The sequence below is a fragment of the Serratia sp. PGPR-27 genome (assembly GCF_022678525.1).
Classification (GTDB): domain Bacteria; phylum Pseudomonadota; class Gammaproteobacteria; order Enterobacterales; family Enterobacteriaceae; genus Serratia; species Serratia nematodiphila.
The window spans coordinates 1-22,957 of record NZ_JALBYS010000001.1 but is presented as its reverse complement, the minus strand read 5'-3'; the positions used below and the strand labels follow the sequence as shown (position 1 = coordinate 22,957).

Annotated in this window: 19 protein-coding genes, 2 tRNA genes and 1 pseudogene; 4 read left to right on the top strand and 18 right to left on the bottom strand. The window is 58.1% G+C overall.

The genetic code is table 11. The annotated features are described in order from the left end of the window. Positions 1–31: 31 nt before the first annotated feature. From MMS95_RS00110 to rlmE, 16 genes are all read right to left on the bottom strand, one after another. Positions 32–1,945, bottom strand: a complete 1,914-nt coding sequence (locus MMS95_RS00110) for a DEAD/DEAH family ATP-dependent RNA helicase (RefSeq protein WP_033638901.1) — start codon at positions 1,943–1,945, stop codon at positions 32–34. Positions 1,946–2,131: 186 nt separating this feature from the next. Continuing rightward, positions 2,132–3,016 (bottom strand): lipoprotein NlpI, encoded by an 885-nt coding sequence (gene nlpI / locus MMS95_RS00105; protein WP_004933495.1) that lies wholly within the window; start codon positions 3,014–3,016, stop codon positions 2,132–2,134. A gap of 128 nt (positions 3,017–3,144) precedes the next feature. After that, positions 3,145–5,262, bottom strand: a complete 2,118-nt coding sequence (pnp, locus tag MMS95_RS00100) for a polyribonucleotide nucleotidyltransferase (protein ID WP_004933498.1) — start codon at positions 5,260–5,262, stop codon at positions 3,145–3,147. A 256-nt stretch (positions 5,263–5,518) separates the two neighbouring features. Further along, positions 5,519–5,788 carry a 30S ribosomal protein S15 gene (gene rpsO, locus MMS95_RS00095; protein WP_004933502.1) on the bottom strand — a complete coding sequence of 90 codons (270 nt, stop codon included), beginning with the start codon at positions 5,786–5,788 and terminating at the stop codon, positions 5,519–5,521. Positions 5,789–5,912: 124 nt separating this feature from the next. Next, on the bottom strand, positions 5,913–6,857 hold the full coding sequence (gene truB, locus MMS95_RS00090; protein ID WP_004933505.1) for a tRNA pseudouridine(55) synthase TruB: 945 nt from the start codon (positions 6,855–6,857) through the stop codon (positions 5,913–5,915). Further along, positions 6,857–7,267 (bottom strand): 30S ribosome-binding factor RbfA, encoded by a 411-nt coding sequence (gene rbfA, locus MMS95_RS00085; protein ID WP_004933508.1) that lies wholly within the window; start codon positions 7,265–7,267, stop codon positions 6,857–6,859. Before rbfA ends, truB begins: the two co-directional genes overlap by 1 nt. Before the next feature lie 70 nt (positions 7,268–7,337). Beyond that, entirely contained in the window at positions 7,338–10,025 is a 2,688-nt protein-coding gene (gene infB, locus MMS95_RS00080; RefSeq protein ID WP_004933511.1) for a translation initiation factor IF-2, read from the bottom strand. A 23-nt stretch (positions 10,026–10,048) separates the two neighbouring features. Beyond that, complete coding sequence (nusA, locus tag MMS95_RS00075) at positions 10,049–11,557, bottom strand: transcription termination factor NusA (RefSeq protein ID WP_004933514.1); 1,509 nt, start codon at positions 11,555–11,557, stop codon at positions 10,049–10,051. A 21-nt stretch (positions 11,558–11,578) separates the two neighbouring features. Next, a complete protein-coding gene (gene rimP, locus MMS95_RS00070) occupies positions 11,579–12,031 on the bottom strand; it encodes a ribosome maturation factor RimP (protein ID WP_028127574.1) in 453 nt (150 codons plus the stop codon). A 217-nt stretch (positions 12,032–12,248) separates the two neighbouring features. Further along, positions 12,249–12,325, bottom strand: a tRNA-Met gene (locus MMS95_RS00065). A 60-nt stretch (positions 12,326–12,385) separates the two neighbouring features. Beyond that, positions 12,386–12,472: transfer RNA gene (locus MMS95_RS00060), tRNA-Leu, on the bottom strand. A 69-nt stretch (positions 12,473–12,541) separates the two neighbouring features. Then, positions 12,542–12,877, bottom strand: coding sequence for a preprotein translocase subunit SecG (secG, locus tag MMS95_RS00055; RefSeq protein WP_075684698.1), 336 nt, complete (start codon positions 12,875–12,877; stop codon positions 12,542–12,544). A 220-nt stretch (positions 12,878–13,097) separates the two neighbouring features. Beyond that, positions 13,098–14,435, bottom strand: a complete 1,338-nt coding sequence (gene glmM, locus MMS95_RS00050; RefSeq protein ID WP_004933522.1) for a phosphoglucosamine mutase — start codon at positions 14,433–14,435, stop codon at positions 13,098–13,100. Positions 14,436–14,439: 4 nt separating this feature from the next. Further along, positions 14,440–15,276, bottom strand: a complete 837-nt coding sequence (gene folP, locus MMS95_RS00045; RefSeq protein WP_074055406.1) for a dihydropteroate synthase — start codon at positions 15,274–15,276, stop codon at positions 14,440–14,442. A 92-nt stretch (positions 15,277–15,368) separates the two neighbouring features. Further along, on the bottom strand, positions 15,369–17,300 hold the full coding sequence (gene ftsH, locus MMS95_RS00040) for an ATP-dependent zinc metalloprotease FtsH (protein WP_004933529.1): 1,932 nt from the start codon (positions 17,298–17,300) through the stop codon (positions 15,369–15,371). Positions 17,301–17,356: 56 nt separating this feature from the next. After that, positions 17,357–17,986 (bottom strand): 23S rRNA (uridine(2552)-2'-O)-methyltransferase RlmE, encoded by a 630-nt coding sequence (rlmE, locus tag MMS95_RS00035; protein WP_004933533.1) that lies wholly within the window; start codon positions 17,984–17,986, stop codon positions 17,357–17,359. A gap of 143 nt (positions 17,987–18,129) precedes the next feature. Here rlmE and yhbY point away from each other — a divergent pair, with 143 nt between their 5' ends. After that, positions 18,130–18,423, top strand: coding sequence for a ribosome assembly RNA-binding protein YhbY (gene yhbY / locus MMS95_RS00030; RefSeq protein ID WP_004933536.1), 294 nt, complete (start codon positions 18,130–18,132; stop codon positions 18,421–18,423). A gap of 112 nt (positions 18,424–18,535) precedes the next feature. Here yhbY and greA read toward each other — a convergent pair whose 3' ends face one another. Then, positions 18,536–19,012, bottom strand: a complete 477-nt coding sequence (greA, locus tag MMS95_RS00025) for a transcription elongation factor GreA (protein WP_004933539.1) — start codon at positions 19,010–19,012, stop codon at positions 18,536–18,538. A gap of 256 nt (positions 19,013–19,268) precedes the next feature. Here greA and dacB point away from each other — a divergent pair, with 256 nt between their 5' ends. The 3 genes from dacB to pmrB are packed head-to-tail and all read left to right on the top strand — an operon-like array spanning position 19,269 to position 22,431. Further along, positions 19,269–20,702: a serine-type D-Ala-D-Ala carboxypeptidase gene (dacB, locus tag MMS95_RS00020; protein WP_015376410.1), complete on the top strand. Its 1,434-nt coding sequence runs from the start codon at positions 19,269–19,271 to the stop codon at positions 20,700–20,702. Positions 20,703–20,710: 8 nt separating this feature from the next. Then, on the top strand, positions 20,711–21,373 hold the full coding sequence (pmrA, locus tag MMS95_RS00015) for a two-component system response regulator PmrA (RefSeq protein WP_033631626.1): 663 nt from the start codon (positions 20,711–20,713) through the stop codon (positions 21,371–21,373). Further along, positions 21,370–22,431, top strand: a complete 1,062-nt coding sequence (gene pmrB / locus MMS95_RS00010; protein ID WP_082997129.1) for a two-component system sensor histidine kinase PmrB — start codon at positions 21,370–21,372, stop codon at positions 22,429–22,431. Before pmrA ends, pmrB begins: the two co-directional genes overlap by 4 nt. Positions 22,432–22,467: 36 nt before the next feature. Here pmrB and obgE read toward each other — a convergent pair. Continuing rightward, a pseudogene (obgE, locus tag MMS95_RS00005) lies at positions 22,468–22,957 on the bottom strand (GTPase ObgE); the annotation flags it as partial.

The following is a 22,957-nucleotide window of genomic DNA, read 5'->3' as shown; positions in this document are numbered from 1 at the left end:
GAGCGCTTCACCGCGAACGGCGAATCAGCGATTACGCGTCGCCGAAACGACGACGTGGTGCCGCCGGTGCGCCGTCATCACGGCGTGGCGCCGGCTTGCCGTCACGGTTGTAGTTACCGCCACGACGCTCGCCGCCGTTGCCGCCTTCACGACGTTCGCCGAAGGAGCGACGTGGGCCGCCTTCGCGACGTTCGCCGTTGAACGGACGACCGTTGCCGCGACGCTCGCCGCCGTTGCCACCGTCACGACGCTCGCGACGTTCGAACGGCTGTGCATCGCCCAGCAGCTGCATGTTCATCGGCTTGTTCAGGATGCGAGTGCGAGTGAAGTGATTCAGGATCTCGCCCGGCATGCCTTTTGGCAGCTCGATGGTGGAGTGGGAAGCGAACAGCTTGATGTTACCGATGTAACGGCTGCTGATGTCGCCTTCGTTAGCGATAGCGCCAACGATGTGACGCACTTCAACGCCATCGTCACGGCCCACTTCGATGCGGTACAGCTGCATTTCGCCAACGTCACGACGTTCGCGACGCGGACGATCGCCGTCACGGCTGTCACGACGGTCGCCACGACGATCGTCACGGTCGTTGAACTCGCGGCGCTGACGTGGCTTGAAGACCGGATCCGGCGGCAGGATCAGCGGACGTTCGCCCTGTGCCATTTTCAGCAGCGCTGCGGCCAGAGTTTCCATATCCAGCTCTTCTTCCGGCTGCAGTTTGGTCAGCAGTGCGCGATACAGGTCCAGATCGCTGCTTTCCAGCTGCTGCTGAACTTTCGCGGCGAACTTGGCCAGACGACGCTCGCCCAGCAGTTCTGCGTTCGGCAGTTCCACTTCCGGGATGGTCAGCTTCATGGTGCGTTCGATGTTGCGCAGCAGGCGGCGTTCGCGGTTTTCCACGAACAGCAGCGCGCGGCCGGCGCGGCCCGCACGACCGGTACGGCCGATACGGTGAACGTAAGACTCGGAGTCCATCGGGATGTCGTAGTTGACAACCAGGCTGATGCGCTCAACGTCCAGGCCACGGGCCGCAACGTCGGTCGCGATCAGGATATCCAGACGACCGTCTTTCAGACGCTCCAGAGTCTGCTCACGCAGCGCCTGGTTCATGTCGCCGTTCAGCGCGGCGCTGCTGTAACCGCTGCGCTCCAGCGCTTCGGCCACTTCCAGGGTCGCGTTCTTGGTACGGACGAAGATGATCGCCGCGTCAAAGTCTTCGGCTTCCAGGAAACGCACCAGCGCTTCGTTTTTACGCATGCCGTAGACCGACCAGTAGCTCTGGCTGATGTCCGGACGGGTGGTGACGCTGGATTGGATGCGCACTTCCTGCGGCTCTTTCATGAAGCGGCGGGTGATGCGACGGATCGCTTCCGGCATGGTGGCGGAGAACAGCGCGGTCTGATGTTCAGCCGGGATCTCAGCCATGATGGTTTCTACGTCTTCGATAAAGCCCATGCGCAGCATTTCGTCGGCTTCATCCAGCACCAGGCCGCTCAGGTTGGAGAGGTTCAGGGTGCCGCGCTTCAGGTGATCCAGCAGGCGGCCTGGGGTACCCACAACGATTTGCGGGCCCTGGCGCAGAGCGCGCAGCTGCACGTCGTAACGCTGGCCGCCGTACAGGGCTACCACGTTGACGCCGTTCATGTGTTTGGAGAAATCGGTCATCGCTTCGGCAACCTGAACCGCCAGTTCGCGGGTCGGCGCCAGCACCAGGATCTGAGGTGCTTTCAGGTCTGCCTGCAGGTTGTGCAGCAGCGGCAGCGAGAACGCTGCAGTTTTACCACTACCGGTCTGCGCCATGCCCAGCACGTCGCGGCCGTTCAACAGGTGAGGAATACACTCAGCCTGGATCGGAGATGGTTTTTCATAGCCCAGATCGTTCAGGGCGGAAATGATTGGAGCAGACAGCCCCAGATCGGCAAAAGAGGTTTCAAACTCAGTCGTCATGTACACGTGCCTCATTAATAATGGCAGCCAGTCTACATAACTCGTCGAGAAAATTTTCAGTCATTTTCATTGAAAAGTGTGAACCGGCTCAAATTAGATTATAAAACGAACAAAAAAGCCCTCGCCCGTGAAGGCGATAACTTTGGTTAAAAACCAATGTCCATCAGGCTGATAGGTGTTCGTCAGCTATTGCTGGTCCGATTCCGATAGGTCGTCTTGCTCTTGGCCCAAAAGCGCCAATTCCAACAATGCATAGCGGTGCTCAACGAAGTTGTGAACGTTGTTAGACACCGTCAGTTTGAACAGCGCCGAAGCGGTGTCCTTGTCCCCCAGACTCAGGTAGTGTTTACCCAAATAGAAGTCAGTTTCACTGAGATGCTCAGCGAGCGAAGTGTTATCCGTTGCATCTGCCTTGAGGCGTTCCATCAGCGTTTTTTCGCTGATCTTGCCCAGGTAGAATTCGACAATATTCCATCCCCATTGCCCTCTGTCCGCTTTGTCATAGCGCTGCTGAAGCGCTACCTCGGCCTTCTTGGGATCGATTTCTCTCTCCACCAGATACAGCCATAACGAACGGAAGGGATCGTTTGGGTCGTCTTGATAAAACGCCTGCAGATCATCCTGCGCCAACGGGAAGCGGCCGCCATAATACAGTGCGATGCCCCGGTTTAAACGCGCGTAATTGTAAGTTGGATCAAGCTCTAGTACAGAATCAAACGCTTCATAGGCAGCATCAAAATTGCCTGCCTGCGTTAAGTAAATGCCCAGGTAGTTGAAAACTTCCGGCATGTCGGGACGTATCGCCAGCGCCTGCGAGAAATCATTGCGCGCTAATGCACGTAACCCGAGGCTATCATACAGCACACCGCGCTCATATAAAAGCTGTGCGCGTTCGTCATCCGTCAGTGCCCGGCTGGCAAGAATTTGTTCCATGCGCGCCAGGATCACTTCCTGCTGCAACGTTGGCTGCAACGGGATTGCCAAAACTTCGTCTTTACGCCAATCATGGTTGCTGCATCCTGCCAGCATGAGTGCTGTCGCAACGTAACACCAGCGCAAGAAAGGCTTCATTTCCCACTCCCGAAGACAAACATTGGATGAACGTCCTGTCCTCCGTTTGCTAAAACGCGGGCATCCTACCCGCGCGATACGAACAGCCCCCAACCCCGTGGCGGGGAGCTGTAAAACTATCTATACAGTTATTCTGCTTCAGGCGCAGGTGAACCCGCTTCCGGCGCCATCGCTTCTTTGATGCTCAGACGCACGCGGCCCTGACGGTCAACTTCCAGTACCTTAACCGGCACTTCCTGACCCATCTGCAGATAGTCGGTCACTTTCTCAACGCGCTTGTCGGCGATCTGAGAAATGTGCACCAGACCTTCTTTACCACCGCCGATAGCGACGAATGCGCCGAAATCAACGATACGGGTCACTTTACCCTGGTAGATACGGCCCACTTCGATCTCTGCCGTGATCTCTTCGATGCGACGGATAGCGAATTTCGCTTTCTCACCGTCGGTCGCAGCGATTTTAACTGTACCATCATCTTCGATTTCGATGGTAGTGCCAGTCTCTTCGGTCAGTGCACGGATAACGGAACCGCCCTTACCGATCACGTCTTTGATTTTATCCGGGTTGATGCGGATAGTATGAATGCGTGGTGCGAATTCGGAGATATCGCCGCGCGGAGTGCTGATAGCCTGTTCCATTACGCCCAGGATGTGCAGACGCGCGCCCTTGGCCTGGTTCAGAGCCACCTGCATGATTTCGCGGGTGATGCCTTCGATTTTGATGTCCATCTGCAGCGCGGTGATACCGTCGCGGCTACCGGCCACTTTGAAGTCCATGTCGCCCAGGTGATCTTCGTCACCCAGAATGTCGGACAGAACCACGTAGTTGTCGGCTTCTTTCACCAGGCCCATCGCGATACCCGCAACGGCAGCCTTGATTGGCACACCGGCGTCCATCAGCGCCAGAGACGCGCCGCACACGGAAGCCATGGAAGAAGAACCGTTGGATTCGGTGATTTCAGACACCACGCGAACCGTGTACGGGAAATCTTCCGGTTTAGGCATCATAGCCAATACGCCGCGTTTCGCCAGGCGACCGTGACCGATTTCACGACGCTTAGGAGAACCGACCATGCCGGTTTCGCCTACGGAGTACGGAGGGAAGTTGTAGTGGAACAGGAAGCTGTCGGTCTTCTCGCCCATCAGCTCGTCCAGGTTCTGTGCGTCGCGCGCGGTGCCCAGGGTCGCGGTAACCAGCGCCTGAGTTTCGCCACGGGTGAACAGCGCGGAACCGTGGGTGCGCGGCAGTACGCCGGTGCGCACGTCCAGGCCACGGATCATGTCTTTTTCACGGCCGTCGATACGCGGCTCGCCACGCAGTACGCGGCTGCGCACCACGTTTTTCTCCAGGTTGCCCAGGATGTCCTGGATCTCACCGGCGTCCAGCGTTTCGTCCTGCGCCAGCAGGGTTTCAACCACGCTGTCTTTGATCGCGTCAACCTGAGCGTAACGCTCTTGTTTTTCGGTGATGTGGTAAGCGTCGCCCAGGCGAGCTTCGGCCAGTTCAGCCACGCGCGCGTGCAGCGCTTCGTTGACCGCAGGCGCCTGCCAATCCCACTTCGGTTTGCCGGCTTCGGCAACCAGCGCGTTGATATTTTCGATAACCACTTGCTGCTGGTCGTGGCCGAACACCACGGCGCCCAGCATCTGATCTTCGCTCAGCACGTCCGCTTCGGATTCAACCATCAGCACCGCACCGGCAGTACCGGCAACCACCAAATCCAGACGGCTTTCTTTCAGCTCGTCGGTCGTCGGGTTCAGCACGTACTGGTCGTTGATGTAACCCACGCGCGCGGCGCCGATTGGGCCGTTGAACGGAATACCGGACAGGCTCAGGGCCGCGGAAGCACCGATCATCGCAACGATGTCCGGGTTCACCTGCGGGTTAACGGAAACCACGGTCGCGATCACCTGAACTTCGTTCAGGAAACTGTCCGGGAACAGTGGACGGATCGGACGGTCGATCAGACGGGAAGTCAGGGTCTCGCCTTCGCTTGGACGGCCTTCGCGACGGAAGAAGCTGCCCGGGATACGGCCGGCGGCGTAGGTACGCTCTTGGTAGTTAACGGTCAGCGGGAAGAAGCTCTGGCCCGGCTTGGCTTTTTTCTGGCCAACGACGGTAACGAAGACGGCGGTGTCATCCATGCTCACCATAACGGCGGCGGTGGCCTGACGAGCCATCATACCGGTTTCGATGGTGACGGTATGCTGGCCATACTGGAATTTGCGAATGATCGGTGTCAGCAAAATTATATCCTTGATTAGCGGCGCGCAATCGCATTGACGACTCGACACGCCTGTGACTCGATTTGCCTTCTCACTACATCCTCGCGACTAATGACAATCCTTATCTCAGGCGGGAGATAAAGCCTCTCATTAGCCGCGCGAACCTCTGTAACGGAAGAACCTGTTTGGAAACATCAGTAATACATTAACCTGATTTGCTTATGCTTCCTAGAAGAAAGGGGCCAAAATAGGCCCCTTTCCACTGAAACTTGCTAGATTAGCGACGCAGACCCAGACGCTCGATCAGGCTGGTGTAACGTGCTACATCTTTACGCTTCAGGTAGTCCAGCAGCTTACGACGCTGAGAAACCATACGCAGCAGACCACGACGGCTGTGGTGATCTTTTTTGTGCTCGGAGAAGTGGCCTTGCAGATGGTTGATCTGCGCAGTCAGCAGGGCAACCTGAACTTCGGTAGAACCGCTGTCGTTAGTACCACGACCGAAATCAGCTACGATTTGAGCTTTAGCTTCAACACTTAGAGACATTGTAATACTCCAGATTATAGATAATAAAAACAGGCGCCGATCTCTAATTCAGCAACCCAATGCATAAGCTGCGCCATTCTACTCTTAGCGCAGTGCGATCGCAAGGCGACGCAGTGCCCCGCCGTCAGTCGAAATGTTCGACCACCAGGCGGCGCGGCGCCACGCGACCATCCTCGGCGATGTCGCCAACGCCGATGAATTTCCGCTCTTCACCCTCGGTGATACGCACCATGCCGGAGGCCGGCGCGCCGGCCACCTGCACCGGCTGCCCCTGCTTGACGTAGCCCGCCACCACCGGCAACAAATTCACTTCCGGATAGTTCTCAACCGGGCTGTCCATCGGCATCAGCAGCGGATCGAGCAGCTCGCCGGGGGCGATCGCCTGTTCCTGCGCCTGCGCCAGCAAGGCGTTCAGCTGTTCCAGCGTCACCATGCGCGCGATCGGGTAAGTCGCCACCTGCAGGCGGCGCAGATAGATCACGTGCGCGCCGCAGCCCAGCAGCTCGCCGAGATCGTCGGTGATGGTGCGGATATAGGTGCCTTTCGAGCAGTGGATCTCCAGCTCCAGCTCATCCCCTTCCCAGCGGATAAACTGCAGCTCGTACACCGTGATGCTGCGCGCTTCGCGCGGCACTTCAATCCCCTGGCGCGCATACTCGTAGAGTTTCTTGCCCTGGTATTTCAGCGCCGAATACATCGACGGCACCTGCTGGATGTCACCGCGGAAGGTGTCCAGCGCCGCGTCGAGCTGCGCCTGGGTAAAGTTCACCGGGCGCTCCTGCACGATCTGACCGTCGGCGTCCGAGGTATCGGTACGCTGCCCCAGCTTGGCGATCACCCGATAACGCTTGTCGGAATCGAGCAGATATTGCGAAAACTTGGTCGCTTCACCCAGGCAGATAGGCAGCATGCCGGTCGCCAACGGATCGAGCGCGCCGGTGTGACCCGCTCGGTTGGCGTTGTACAGGCGCTTTACTTTTTGCAGCGCATCGTTGGACGACAAACCCTGCGGCTTGTCCAGCAACAGCACGCCGTGGATATCACGGCCGCGGCGACGAGGGCGACTCATCAGTCCTCCTTGTCATCGCCTGAGGCGGAACGGCGCTCGGCGTCGTTCTTCACCACGTTGGTCACCAGGTTGGACATGCGCATGCCTTCCACCAGGGAGTTGTCGTAGGCGAAGGTCAGCTCCGGCACCACGCGCAGGCGCATCGCTTTGCCCAGCAGAGTGCGGATGTAACCGGAAGCGTCCTGCAACGCTTTGATGCCGTTGGTGACCAGATCCGGATCGTGGTTCTCGGTCAGCACGTTCAGGAAGGTGACGTAAACCTTGGCGTACGCCAGGTCGCGGGACACTTCCACGCCGGAAACGGTCGCCATGCCGACGCGCGGATCTTTCACTTCACGCTGCAGAATGATCGCAATCTCTTTCTGCATCTCTTGCGCCACGCGTTGACCGCGGCTGAATTCTTTTGCCATTTTGGATTCTCCAGACAAATCGGGGGGCACAAAGGCCCCCCGTAAACAGATATAAGCAGATGTGCAATCGTTAAGCGATGGTGCGTTGGATCTCAATGATTTCGAACACTTCGATCATGTCGCCGACGCGCACGTCGTTATAGTTCTTAACGCCGATACCACATTCCATGCCGTTACGGACTTCGTTAACGTCATCTTTGAAGCGACGCAGGGATTCCAGCTCGCCTTCATAGATAACCACGTTGTCGCGCAGTACGCGGATTGGGTTGTGACGCTTGATGGTCCCTTCGGTCACCATACAGCCGGCGATAGCGCCGAACTTAGGCGATTTGAACACGTCGCGCACTTCGGCCAGGCCGATGATCTGCTGCTTGTATTCCGGCGCCAGCATGCCGCTCATCGCCTGCTTCACTTCGTCGATCAGGTTATAGATCACGGAGTAGTAACGCAGATCCAGGCTTTCCGCTTCGATCACGCGGCGCGCAGAAGCGTCGGCACGCACGTTGAAGCCCAGGATGATGGCGTTGGAAGCCGCCGCCAGCGTCGCGTCGGTTTCGGTGATACCACCTACGCCGGAGCCGACAATCTTCACCTTCACTTCGTCGGTGGAGAGTTTCAGCAGCGAGTCGCTGATCGCTTCGCAAGAACCCTGTACGTCGGATTTCAGTACGATGTTCAGCTCGGACACTTCGCCGTCGGTCATGTTGGCGAACATGTTTTCCAGCTTGGACTTCTGCTGACGCGCCAGTTTGACTTCGCGGAACTTGCCCTGACGATACAGCGCCACTTCACGCGCTTTCTTCTCGTCACGCACCACGGTCGCTTCGTCACCCGCTGCAGGCACGCTGGACAGACCCAGGATTTCCACAGGGATGGACGGACCGGCGGAGGTCACTTCACGGCCCAATTCGTCGCGCATCGCACGCACACGGCCGTATTCGAAGCCACACAGGACGATGTCGCCCTTGTTCAGCGTACCTTCCTGAACCAGCACGGTAGCCACCGGGCCACGGCCTTTATCCAGGAAGGACTCGATCACTACGCCGCTCGCCATGCCACTGCGAACCGCTTTCAGCTCCAGAACTTCGGCCTGCAGCAGGATAGCCTGCAGCAGCTCGTCGATACCGGTACCGGCTTTCGCGGACACGTGGACGAACTGCGCTTCGCCGCCCCACTCTTCCGGCATCACGCCGTACTGGGACAGTTCCTGCTTAACGCGGTCCGGATCGGCTTCCGGTTTGTCGATTTTGTTCACCGCAACCACCAACGGCACCTGCGCCGCTTTCGCGTGCTGGATAGCTTCGATGGTTTGTGGCATCACGCCGTCGTCGGCCGCCACCACCAGAACCACGATGTCAGTCGCCTGAGCACCGCGAGCACGCATCGAGGTAAACGCGGCGTGGCCCGGGGTGTCCAGGAAGGTGATCATGCCGTTCTCGGTTTCTACGTGGTAGGCACCGATGTGCTGGGTAATGCCGCCGGCTTCGCCCGCCGCCACTTTGGTGGAGCGGATGTAGTCCAGCAGAGAGGTTTTACCGTGGTCAACGTGGCCCATGATGGTCACGACCGGCGCGCGCGGCTCGGCCGCAGCGCCCGTATCACGGTCGCTCATCAGCGCTTCTTCCAGCTCGTTTTCACGACGCAGGATAACTTTGTGGCCCATCTCTTCGGCAACCAGCTGCGCGGTTTCCTGGTCGATAACCTGGTTGATGGTGGCCATGGCGCCCAGCTTCATCATCACTTTGATGACCTGAGAACCTTTTACCGCCATCTTGTTGGCCAGCTCGGCCACGGTGATGGTTTCACCGATCACCACGTCGCGGTTAACCACCTGCGCCGGCTTGTTGAAGCCCTGCTGCAGAGCGCTAGGCTTGCGTTTGCCTTTACCACCACGGGTAACGGCGCGCGCTTCTTCGCGATCCGCTTTGGATTCGGACAGCTTGTTGCCTTTCTTCTGCTTGGTGGCTTTGCCGCCGCGGGTGCGGCTGCGACGATCGCCTTCAACTTTGGCATCGTTTTCATCTTCAGCGGCACGGGCGTGCTGAGAGGTGGTCACGTGATAGTCGGCGCTTTCAACCGCGGCGCTTGCCGCGTCTGCCTGGGCCCACTTCTCGCCGTTCTCTTCGGCCATGCGACGGGCTTCTTCCGCCACGCGCTTGGCTTCCTCTTCAACCTTGCGGCGCACTTCCTCTTCCGCTTTACGTTTCAGTTCAGCGGCTTCGGCTTCACGGCGTGCTTTTTCCGCCTGAGCTGGCTTGGTCATTTCGTCGGTATGTTGATTGGTCACTTTTTCTTTTTCCGCTGAATTACGCTTAGCAATCTCCGCGGCCTCACGTTTGGCTTGCTCTTCGGCTGCGCGCTTCGCTTCCGCTTCGCGTTTTGCGAGCTCTTCCGCTTCGCGCCGTGCCTGCTCTTCCGCTTCACGCTGTGCCTGCTCTGCCGCTTCAGCCAACTGGGCTTCCTGCGTATCGCGATTTACATAAGTGCGTTTCTTGCGGACCTCAATTTGCACCGATTTACTTTTACCGCCGGTGCTCGGGATATTCAAGGTGCTGCGCGTTTTGCGCTGCAAAGTGAGTTTACCCGGCGCGCTGCCGTGTTCACGGTTCAGGTGCGCCAGCAATGTTTCTTTTTCTTGCTGGGTAACAGAGTCCGACTCGGACTTGTTGATCCCTGCATCAGCAAACTGCTGTACCAGGCGATCAACCGGAGTCTGAATCTCTGCTGCCAGCGATTTTACGGTTACATCTGTCGTCATGCTGTTCCTTCCTGCTACAGTTATTACGCGTTGTCGCCAAACCAACAGATATTGCGCGCAGCCATGATCAGCTCGCCGGCTTGCTCGTCGCTAAGCCCTTCAATATCAGCCAGATCGTCAACACCCTGCTCGGCAAGATCTTCCAGCGTACAAACCCCACGCGCGGCCAGTTTAAAGGCCATGCTGCGCTCAAGACCCGGCAGGTTGAGCAAATCGTCGGCCGGTTTGTTGTCGCCCAGGCTTTCTTCTTGTGCCAGGGCCAGCGTGGTCAATGCAGCTTTGGCGCGTTCGCGCAATGCTTCAACCGTATCTTCATCCAGACCGTCGATTTCCAACAGCTCTTTGATCGGCACGTAGGCCAGCTCTTCCAGCGTGGAGAAGCCTTCTTCAACCAGTACGGTGGCGAAATCTTCGTCGATATCAAGATACTTGGTGAAGGTATCAATAGCGGCATGAGCCTCGGCCTGGTGCTTGGCCTGCAGGTCGTCCGCCGTCATCACGTTCAGTTCCCAACGATCGTCGCCGCGGTGTTGTTTCAGCAGTTGGGAAGCCAAACGCACGTTTTGGCCGTTACGGCCGATCGCCTGTGCCAGGTTGCTGGCTTCAACGGCGATATCCATGGTGCAGTTATCTTCATCTACCACGATCGACGCGACGTCGGCCGGCGCCATGGCGTTGATGACGAATTGCGCTGGATTATCATCCCACAGGATGATGTCGATGCGTTCGCCGCCGAGCTCGCTCGACACGGCCTGAACGCGCGCACCGCGCATACCTACGCAGGCGCCGACCGGGTCGATGCGCTTGTCGTTGGTTTTCACTGCAATTTTCGCACGGGAGCCAGGATCGCGGGCTGCCGCTTTAATTTCAATCACTTCTTCGCCGATTTCCGGCACTTCGATGCGGAACAGTTCTTTCAGCATTTCCGGGCTGGAACGGCTGACGAACAACTGCGCGCCGCGGGCTTCAGGACGCACGGCGTACAGTACGCCGCGAATGCGGTCGCCCGGACGGAAGTTTTCGCGCGGCAACATGTCTTCACGGCCAATCACCGCTTCGGCGTTGTTGCCCAGATCCAGCGCGATGCTGTCACGGTTCACTTTCTTCACCACGCCGGTGACGATCTCGCCTTCATGTTCACGGAAAGCGTCAACCACCATCGCGCGCTCGGCCTCGCGCACTTTCTGCACGATAACCTGCTTGGCGGTTTGGGTGGTGATGCGGTCGAAGGTCACGGATTCGATCTGATCTTCGACGTAGCCGCCGAGCTCGATGCTCGGATCTTCAAACTGAGCGGCTTCCAGCGTGATTTCACGCGTCGGCTGCGTCACTTCGTCTACGGCGACCCAACGGCGGAAGGTATCGAAATCGCCGGTTCTGCGGTCAATGCTGACGCGCACGTCGATTTCCTGCTCGTATTTTTTCTTGGTTGCGGTGGCTAATGCAGTTTCCAGCGCTTCGAAAATCTTCTCGCGCGGAAGGGATTTTTCATTGGAAACTGCTTCAACAACAGCCAGAATCTCTTTGTTCATCCTAGTTGCCTCTTCCAAACTTTAAAAGTGGGGTACCAGGTTCGCTTTCTGGATGTTGCTCAGCGCGAACACTTCATCTTTCCCTTCCACAGTAACCGTGATCATCTCGCCTTCGACAGACTTGATAATACCCTGCCACTTGCGACGGTTCTGTACCGCCATGCGCAGGACCAGGCTGACTTCTTCACCGAGGAAACGCGTATAGTGTTCTGCGGTGAACATCGGGCGATCAAGGCCAGGAGAGGAGACTTCCAAGTTGTAAGCGACCGTGATTGGATCTTCGACGTCCAATACAGCGCTGACCTGGTGGCTGACATCAGCGCAATCATCAACATTGATGCCGTTGTCACTATCAATATAGATGCGGAGCGTCGATTGGCGCGCACGAATGAATTCGATGCCTACAAGCTCAAAGCCCAACGCTTCTACGGGTGCCGAAAGCATCTCTGTTAACTGTTGCTCTAATGTGGACAAGCCCACCCCCAAGACATAAAAAAAGGGCTAAATAGCCCAGTGATTCTGTTGCCAAATAACAAAAAACCCCGAAAAATCGGGGCTTTATGCAACTGGACCCTGTTTGCCGCTAGGCGGCCTCGGTACAACTTTCGAGCAAGTGTCATTTTCAAATGTTGATCGAGAAAAGCGGATTTCAATCGAAAAGTGTATTTGAAAATAAACACTTAAAGGAAAGTGGTTGCGGGGGCCGGATTTGAACCGACGACCTTCGGGTTATGAGCCCGACGAGCTACCAGGCTGCTCCACCCCGCGTCCGAAAACGTGGCAAATACTACGCCGATAATCGCAAAATTGCAAGTTATCTCTGGGATTTGGTACCGAGGATGGGACTCGAACCCACAAGCCCGTTAGGGCACTACCACCTCAAGGTAGCGTGTCTACCAATTCCACCACCTCGGTACTGATTCTTACTGCTAACGGCCGTTGTTCTTTCGAGTTCACAACCACCGTTTACAAACTTTTTGCGGCTTACTGCGGGATGTCGCTGCTCGGCTTGGCAGGTACTGCCGGCGCGGTTGTCTGCTCAGTTTTCACCGGCTGACCGAGGTTTTCCCACTCGCTGCCTTTCTTGCTTTGGTTGCTGCTGAGGTTGCCCAGAATCAGGCTGATGACGAAGAACAGCGTCGCCAATACAGCAGTCATGCGGGTCATAAAGTTACCGGAACCACTCGAACCGAACAACGTGCCTGATGCACCTGCTCCGAAAGAGGCTCCCATATCAGCGCCTTTACCTTGCTGCAACATAATCAGAGCAACCAGCCCGATTGAAATCAGCAGGAAAATTACCAGAAGAGCTTCGTACATAGTAGTACCCGTATCCTTGCGGCCTCACCGCATGCCAAATGCTTCACACTCATCAAGCAGGCGTGTTTATAAACTGCCTACTGAAGCGGGTGTGAATACTAACCAAAGCCGCCAACCCGCGCAAGGGCAATTTGCAGCCGCCGGCGCGTTTGCGGAAAAAAACGCCAACAATCGCCTGTTCGGGCTCAACGATGCCAAGCCCGGCGGCTAACTGTCTGTTTTAACCTGCGGATTTCACCGCATCGGCGATGCGATGCGCCAGCGCGGTCACCTGCTGCTCGTCCTCGCCTTCCACCATCACGCGGATCAGCGGTTCGGTGCCCGATTTGCGCAGCAGCACCCGGCCGCGGCCGGCCAGCTCGGCTTCCACCTGCTCGGTGACCTTGCGCACCGCTTCGGACTCCAGCGGATTGTGATCGCCGGCGAAACGCACGTTGACCAGGATCTGCGGCAACAGCTTCATGCCGCTGCACAGGTCATGCAGGCTCATGTGGTTGCGCACCATGGCGGTCAGCACCTGCAACCCGGCCACGATGCCGTCGCCGGTGGTGGTTTTGTCCAGCAAGATCACATGGCCGGAGTTTTCCGCACCGATGCGCCAGCCTAACTCCTGCAGCTTCTCCAGCACGTAACGGTCGCCCACTTTGGCGCGAGCGAACGGAATGCCCAGCTGTTTCAGCGCCAGCTCCAGCCCCATATTGCTCATCAGGGTGCCGACCGCGCCGCCGCGCAGCTGACCCTGGCGCAGGCCTTCGCGGGCGATGATGTACAGGATCTGATCGCCGTCCACCTTATTGCCCAGGTGATCCACCATCATCACGCGGTCGCCGTCGCCGTCGAACGCCAGGCCAACGTGCGCTTTTTCCTGCAGCACGCGCTCCTGCAACTGACGCACATCGGTAGCGCCGCATTTCTCGTTGATGTTCATGCCGTCCGGCTCAACGCCGATGGCGATCACCGTAGCGCCCAGCTCGCGCAGCACGCTCGGCGCGATGTGGTAAGTCGCGCCGTTGGCGCAGTCGACCACGATTTTCAGCCCTTTCAGGCTCAACTCGCTCGGGAAGGTGCCTTTGCAGAATTCGATATAGCGGCCGGCGGCGTCGATGATGCGGCTGGCTTTACCCAGCTCCGAGGACTCCACGCAAGTCAGCGGTTTTTCCATCTCGGCTTCAATTGCCTCTTCGACGTTGTCCGGCAGCTTGGCGCCGTCGATCGAGAAAAACTTGATGCCGTTGTCATAGAACGGGTTATGCGAGGCGGAGATGACGATGCCCGCTTCGGCGCGGAAGGTACGCGTCAAATAAGCCACCGCCGGCGTAGGCATCGGCCCGGTGAAGGAGGCGGACAATCCGGCGGCCGCCAGACCGGCTTCCAGAGCGGACTCCAGCATATAACCGGAGATGCGCGTATCCTTACCGATGATGATCTTGCGGGAACCGTGACGCGCCAGCACTTTACCGGCCGCCCAGCCCAGCTTCAGCACGAAGTCCGGCGTGATGGGGCTGTCCCCGACCTTGCCACGGATGCCGTCGGTGCCAAAATATTTGCGCTCGCTCATGTCTCTACTGTCCCTTAGCTGAAAGTGTTGCCTCGACGACACGCATCGCCTCGACGGTTTCTTTAACGTCATGCACTCTGACAATCTGCGCACCCTGCATCGCCGCGATCACCGCGCAGGCCACGCTGCCGATAACCCGTTGATCCGGCGGCACGTTCAGCAGTTGTCCAATCATCGATTTGCGCGACATGCCGACCAACAGCGGCAAACCAAAACGATGAAACTCCGACAACCGAGCCAGAAGCTGATAGTTGTGCGACAAATTTTTACCGAAACCGAAGCCGGGGTCGAGCAGCAATTTCTGATTTGTTATCCCCGCCTCGTTACAGCGCCGGATATGGTGTTCGAAAAACGCCTGAACGTCGGCGATCAGATCGTCGTAGTGCGGCGCCTGCTGCATGGTGCGCGGCTGCCCCTGCATGTGCATCAGACAGACCGGCAGGCCGCTTTCCGCCGCCGCCGCCAGGGCGCCCGGCTCCTGCAGCGAACGAATGTCGTTGATCAGATGGGCGCCGGCCTGCGCCGATTCGCGGATCACGCCCGCCTTCGAGGTATCGACCGAGATAAAGACCTCGAAGCGCTGCGCCAGCGCTTCCACCACCGGCACGACCCGTTCCAATTCTTCCTCTTCACTCACCTCCGCCGCCCCCGGCCTTGTCGATTCGCCGCCGACGTCGATCATCGTGGCGCCGGCCGAAATCAGCGCATGCGCATGCACCAGCGCCTGGTTCAGGGTGTTGTGGCGGCCGCCGTCGGAAAACGAATCCGGCGTCACGTTGAGGATGCCCATCACCTGTGGATGGGAGAGATTGAGCGTCATGTCGCGCACGGTTAACTGCATGGTTGGTCCACCTTACTGTTGCCTGGTTCACTGCCCGCCGGGCAAAAAAAAACCCCGGCGTACCGGGGTTTGATGTTATTACACAGCCGTTGTTACTTGTCGAGCTGTTCGGACATGGTGTTGCCCGGCGTTGGGGTGCGCGGCTCATCTACCGGCGTCGGGGCTTTCGGGGTGCCGCCGTTGTCGGAGCTGTTGCCTTTGTTCGCATCGTCCCAGCCCGCCGGCGGACGCACGTCTTTGCGGTTCATCAGATCGTCGATCTGCGGCGCATCGATGGTTTCATACTTCATCAGCGCATCCTTCATCGAGTGCAGGATGTCCATGTTTTCCATCAGCAGCGAGCGAGCACGCGTGTAGTTACGTTCGATCAGCGACTTCACTTCCTGGTCGATGATACGCGCGGTTTCATCCGACATGTGCTTCGCCTTGGCCACGGAGCGGCCCAGGAACACTTCACCCTCTTCTTCCGCATACAGCAGCGGCCCCAGCTTCTCGGAGAAGCCCCATTGGGTCACCATGTTGCGGGCGATGGAGGTCGCCACTTTGATGTCGTTCGACGCACCGGTAGAGACTTTTTCCGGCCCGTAGATGATCTCTTCCGCCAGACGGCCGCCGTACAGGGTGGAGATTTGGCTCTCCAGCTTCTGACGGCTGGCGCTGATCGCATCCCCTTCCGGCAGGAAGAAGGTCACGCCGAGCGCACGGCCACGAGGAATGATCGTCACTTTATGTACCGGATCATGTTCAGGAACCAGGCGGCCAATGATGGCGTGGCCCGCTTCGTGATACGCGGTCGACTCTTTCTGCGCTTCGGTCATTACCATGGAGCGGCGTTCCGCACCCATCATGATCTTGTCTTTGGCTTTCTCGAACTCCACCATCGACACCACGCGCTTGTTGCCGCGGGCGGCGAACAGCGCCGCTTCGTTGACCAGGTTGGCCAGATCGGCACCGGAGAAGCCCGGCGTACCGCGCGCAATGACGGAGGCGTCGATGTCGGCAGCCAACGGCACGCGGCGCATGTGCACCTTCAGGATCTGCTCACGGCCACGCACATCCGGCAGCCCGACCACGACCTGACGGTCGAAACGGCCCGGGCGCAGCAGCGCGGGGTCAAGCACGTCCGGACGGTTGGTGGCCGCGATGACGATGATGCCCTCGTTGCCTTCGAAACCGTCCATCTCAACCAGCATCTGGTTCAGGGTCTGCTCGCGCTCATCGTGACCGCCACCCAGGCCGGCACCACGCTGGCGGCCGACGGCGTCGATTTCATCGATGAAGATGATGCACGGCGCGGCTTTCTTCGCTTGTTCGAACATGTCACGCACGCGGGATGCGCCCACGCCGACGAACATTTCGACGAAGTCGGAACCGGAAATGGTGAAGAACGGCACCTTCGCTTCGCCGGCGATCGCTTTCGCCAACAGCGTTTTACCGGTCCCCGGCGGGCCAACCATCAGCACGCCTTTCGGGATCTTGCCGCCCAGCTTCTGGAAACGGCTCGGTTCGCGCAGGTATTCCACCAGTTCGCTCACCTCTTCTTTCGCTTCGTCACACCCGGCGACATCGGCGAAAGTGGTCTTGATCTGGTCTTCCGTCAGCATGCGGGCCTTGCTCTTGCCAAAGGACATCGCGCCCTTGCCGCCGCCGCCCTGCATTTGCCGCATAAAGAAGATCCAGACCCCGATCAGCAACAGCATCGGGAACCAGGAGATAAAGATAGAAGCCAGCAGGCTCGGCTCTTCAGGCGGCTCGCCGACAACTTTCACATTCTTCGTTAACAACGTATCCAGCAACTTAGGATCGTTGACAGGGATGTAGGTCGTGTATTTGTTACTGTCTTTCTTGGTAACGTTAATTTCACGTCCGTTGATTCGCGCTTCGCGAACCTGGTCCTGGGTCAGTTCGGACATGAAGGTAGAGTAATCCACCCTACGGCCATTCGACTCGCTGGGCCCAAAGCTCTGGAATACAGACATCAACACTACCGCGATGACTAACCAGAGAATTAGGTTTTTCGCCATGTCACTCAAGGGATTAACCTCATCTTACAACTGTGTTAACAAACAGCGTTAGGGTACTACAGTTTGCGCCCTGTCGCTACAATGTACACTTCGCGCGAACGGGCGCGGGAAGCGTCTGGCTTACGAATCTTAACCTTCGTAAACAGGGAGCGAATTTCCCGTAGGTACTCGTCAAAGCCATCTCCCTGGAACACCTTCACCAGGAAACTTCCGCCTGGTGCGAGGACATCACGACACATATCCAGCGCCAACTCCACCAGATACATCGACCTTGGAATATCGACCGCCGGGGTGCCACTCATATTCGGGGCCATATCGGACATGACCACCTGAACCTTACTCTCGCCTACTCGTTCCAACAGTGCCTTCAGCACCAGTTCATCACGAAAATCGCCCTGAAGGAAATCGACGCCAACGATAGGATCCATTGGCAAAATATCACAGGCGATGATGCGCCCGGTACCGCCGATTTGGGTGACCACATACTGCGACCAGCCGCCCGGTGCGGCGCCCAGGTCAACCACGGTCATGCCCGGTTTGAACAGTTTGTCGCTCTGCTGTATTTCATCAAGTTTAAACCAGGCACGGGAACGCAGTCCCTTTTTCTGCGCCTGCTGTACATATTTATCGCTAAAGTGTTCTTGTAACCAGCGACTGGAGCTAGCCGAACGCTTTTTATTAGCCATCTCGTTTTCCAACTATCATAAAAAGAGTCTTATGTCAGGGTCGCTGCTCACGTAGACTCACACCGGTGAAGACCGATTTGGTGATATACATGAGATGGCGGTAGAATGTACCGTTTTCAATCCCAACTTAAGCAAAAAAGACAATGAATCTGAATAATAAACAAAAACAGCACCTGAAAGGCCTGGCGCATCCGTTAAAACCGGTGGTGATGCTGGGCAATAACGGTCTTACCGAAGGGGTGCTGGCTGAAATTGAACAGGCTCTGGAGCATCATGAGCTGATCAAGGTAAAAATCGCCGCTGAAGATCGCGAAACCAAAACCCTGATCGCCGACGCTATCGTGCGTGAAACGGGCGCCTGCAATGTGCAAGTTATCGGCAGTACGCTTATTCTTTACCGCCCGTCGAAAGAGCGCAAGATCAGTCTACCGCGTTAATAACCATCAGGTTAACGAAAAGGTGCCATGCGCCTGACCAAGATAAAAGGCCGCTTGCGGCCTTTTTCCTATCTTTACAAAACGTTGGCGCATTAATGACCAACGGTCCCGATCAGAGATACTCGACCTTCAGGATCTCGTATTCCACGTCGCCGCCTGGGGTTTTGATCACCACCACATCGTCTTGCTCTTTGCCGATAAGGCCGCGCGCCATCGGCGAGTTTACCGAAATCAGATTTTTCTTGAAATCGGCCTCATCGTCGCCAACGATGCGGTAAGTCACTTCTTCTTCACTGTCCAGATTCATCACCGATACGGTGGCGCCGAAGATCACCCGGCCGGTGTTCGGCATCTTGGTGATATCGATCACCTGCGCATTGGACAGTTTGGCTTCGATTTCCTGAATGCGGCCTTCGCAGAAACCCTGCTGCTCGCGGGCGGCATGGTACTCGGCATTTTCTTTCAAGTCGCCGTGTTCACGCGCTTCAGCGATATCCGCAATGATTTTCGGGCGGCGCACGCTTTTCAGATATTCGAGCTCTTCGCGCAGTTTTTCAGCGCCAAACAAGGTCATCGGAATTTGGTTCATCGTATAAATACCTCTAAATCTTTCCTGTTCAAATAACCGTCATCCTGACGTATTCGTATGAAAACACGGTTGGCATAGCGCCACCCGCCTCCAGGCGACAAACAAAAGAAACCTGACTCGGAACGGAGCCCAAGCCAAGATCGGTTTTGCATTTTGATACGCATTTTAGCCTAGAGTTCCTTGAGGGTCATCGTTTACTTTTTCCCTGATTGCACCGTAGTATGACGGCACGTTATCCAGCTGTTATCCCGAGATTATGCGTTTTTCACGAATTGTCAGTGCATTGGCTTGCGCATTTGTTCTGAATGCGAATGCGGCCCCGGTTGAAGAGTACACACAATATCTGCCTGATGGGGCCAACCTTGCCCTGGTCGTTCAGAAGATCGGCGCCGGTGCGCCGACGATCGATTACCACTCTCAGCAAATGGCGCTGCCGGCCAGTACCCAAAAAGTGCTGACGGCGCTGGCGGCATTGCTGCAACTCGGGCCCGATTACCGTTTCACCACCACGCTGGAGAGCCAGGGTGATATCCGCGACGGCGTGCTGCGCGGCAACCTGATCGCCCGCTTCAGCGGCGATCCGACCTTCAAACGCCAGAGCCTGCGCAATATGGTGGCCGTCCTGAAAAAGCAGGGCGTGCGCCAAATCAGCGGCGACGTGCTGGTCGATACCTCGGTCTTCGCCAGCCATGACAAGGCGCCCGGCTGGCCGTGGAACGATCTGACGCAGTGCTTCAGCGCGCCGCCGGCCGCCGCCATTGTCGATCGCAACTGTTTCTCGGTCTCGCTGTACAGCGCGCCGAATCCGGGCGACATGGCGTTTATCCGCGTCGCCTCCTATTATCCGGTTAATATGTTTAGCCAGGTGCGCACCCTGGCGCGCGGCTCGGCAGACGCGCAGTACTGCGAGCTGGACGTGGTGCCGGGCGAGCTGAACCGCTTTACCCTGACCGGCTGTCTGACGCAGCGCAGCGAACCGCTGCCGCTGGCCTTCGCCATCCAGGACGGTGCCAGCTATGCGGGCGCCATCCTGAAAGACGAGCTGAAGCAGGCCGACATCCAGATCGACGGGCATTTGAAACGCCAGACGCGCCCCGGCATCACCGGCACGGTGATCGCGCAAACCCAGTCGGCGCCGCTGCACGATCTGTTGAAAATCATGCTGAAGAAATCGGACAACATGATCGCCGATACCGTCTTCCGCACCATCGGCCACGAACGCTTCGGCGTGCCGGGCACCTGGCGAGCCGGTTCCGATGCGGTACGGCAGGTGCTGCGCCAGAAGGCCGGCATCGATCTGGGCAACACCATCATCGCCGACGGTTCCGGCCTGTCGCGCCACAACCTGCTGGCCCCGGCGACCATGATGCAGGCGCTGCAGTACATCGCGCAGCACGACAACGAGCTGAACTTTATCTCGATGCTGCCGCTGTCCGGCTATGACGGCACCCTGCGCTACCGCGGCGGCCTGCACGAGGCCGGCGTAGACGGCAAGGTGTCGGCCAAGACCGGCGCGCTGCAGGGCGTCTATAACCTGGCGGGCTTCATCACTACCGCCAGCGGCCAGCGCATGGCCTTCGTGCAGTATCTCTCCGGCTACGCCGTGCCGCCGGAAGATCAGAAACAGCGCCGCGCGCCGCTGGTGCGTTTCGAAAGCCGCCTGTATCGGGATATTTACCAAAACAACTGAGGATCGCCATGAAGCTGCTGGTCGTTGAAGATGATGAACTGCTGCAACAAGGGCTGGCGTTGGCGCTGACCGGCGAGGGTTACGTGTGCGACTGCGCCGCCACGGCGGCGGAGGCCGGCAGCCTGCTCATCACCAGCCAATACAGCATGGTGATCCTGGATCTCGGCCTGCCGGACATGGACGGCGCAGCGCTGCTGCGGCAGTGGCGCCGCCAGCAGATCGATCTGCCGGTGCTGATCCTGACCGCCCGCGACGCCCTGGAAGACCGCGTCGATGGGCTGGACGCCGGCGCCGACGACTACCTGGTCAAACCCTTCGCGCTGGTTGAGCTGCAGGCGCGCGTGCGCGCTCTCCTGCGGCGCTACCAGGGCCACAGCGACAATCTGATGCAGGTGGATGACCTGCAGTTGAATCTCTCCAGCCAGCAGGTCTATCTGCAACAGCAGCCGGTGGAGGTCACGCCGAAAGAGTTCGCCATTCTGGCGCGCCTGATCATGCGTGCCGGGCAGACGGTCAACCGCGAACTCCTGCAGCAGGATCTCTACACCTGGCAAGATGATTTAGGTTCCAACACCCTGGAAGTGCATATCCACAACCTGCGCCGCAAACTGGGCAAGGATCGCATTCGCACCGTGCGCGGCATCGGCTACCGCCTGGAACCCTCGTCATGATCAGCATGCGCCGCCGCCTGCTGCTGATGCTGGCGCTGATCCTGCTGGTCACGCAACTCATCAGCGCCTTCTGGCTGTGGCACGAAAGCCAGGAGCAGATCAGCTTCCTGGTGGACGAAACCCTGTCCGCCAAAGTGCGTACCGAACGCGTCGATACCGAGATCGCCGAGGCCATCGCATCGCTGTTGGCGCCTTCGCTGATCATGATGATCGTCACCCTGTTGGCGTCATTCTGGGCTATCAGCTGGATCATCCGCCCACTCAACCAACTGCAGCAGCGGCTGGAAAAGCGCTCTGCCGATAACCTGACGCCGCTGCCGATCACCAGCGATAGCCAGGAAATGGTGGCCGTCACCAATGCGCTCAATCAGCTGTTCTCACGGTTGGACAACACCATTCAACAGGAACGCCTGTTCACCGCCGACGCCGCCCACGAACTGCGCACGCCACTGGCCGGCATCCGCCTGCATCTGGAATTGATGGAAAAACAGGGCGTCAAGGGCAGCCAGGCGCTGATCGCCCGCATCGATCAGCTGATGCATACCGTCGAGCAGTTGCTGATGCTGTCGCGCGCCGGGCAAGACTTCGCCAGCGGCCATTATCAGCATTTCGATTGGGTGGCCGATGTGATCCAGCCGCTGCGCGAAGAGCTCGACGAAATGGCCGCCCAACGCGGGCAAACGCTGGGCTGGCAATTGCCGGCTGCTGCCACAGTGAACGGCGATCCGGTGCTGCTGCGGCTGCTGCTGCGCAACCTGGTCGAAAACGCCCACCGTTACAGCCCGGAAGGCAGCTCGATACAGGTGCGGTTAACGCCGCAAGACAACGGCTATCTGCTGCAGGTCATCGACGATGGCCCGGGGATCAAGGAAGAGATGGTCGGGGAGCTGACGCAGGCGTTTCGCCGCATGGATCAACGCTACGGCGGCAGCGGACTGGGCCTGAATATCGTGATCCGCATCGCGCAACTGCACCAGGGGCGTTTGACGCTGGAAAACCGCCGCGATGCGCGCGGCCTGAATGCCCAGTGCTGGCTGCCGGAAAAGGCGCTCAAATAATAAGGGCCCAGCGTTGCTGAGCCCTTTATCACCGAATTACTTCTGGTAAATGATTTCGACGCCTTCGTCGTCGTCTTCGTCCCAGTCGTCATCCCAGTCATCTTCCGCTTCGGCTTCCACTTCCGCGATTTGCTCGCGGTGGTAGTCATCCCACATGAATTCGACTTTTTCCGGTGCGCTTTCTTCGATCGCCATCGCTTTCGGCTGGGTGTTGATGAAGTTCATCACGTCCCAGCACAGCGCGTTGACGCCTTCGCGGTTGGCGGCGGAGATCATGTAGTACTTCCCTTCCCAGCCCATGCCTTCCACAATCGCCTTGGCGCGTTCGGCGGCTTCTTCCTCACCAATCACATCAATTTTGTTGAACACCAGCCAGCGCGGCTTCTGCGCCAGATTTTCGCTGTATTGGTTCAACTCGTTGATGATGACTTTGGCGTTTTCCACCGGATCGGATTCGTCGATCGGCGCGATGTCCACCAGGTGCAGCAGCACGCGGCAACGCTCCAGGTGTTTCAGGAAACGAATA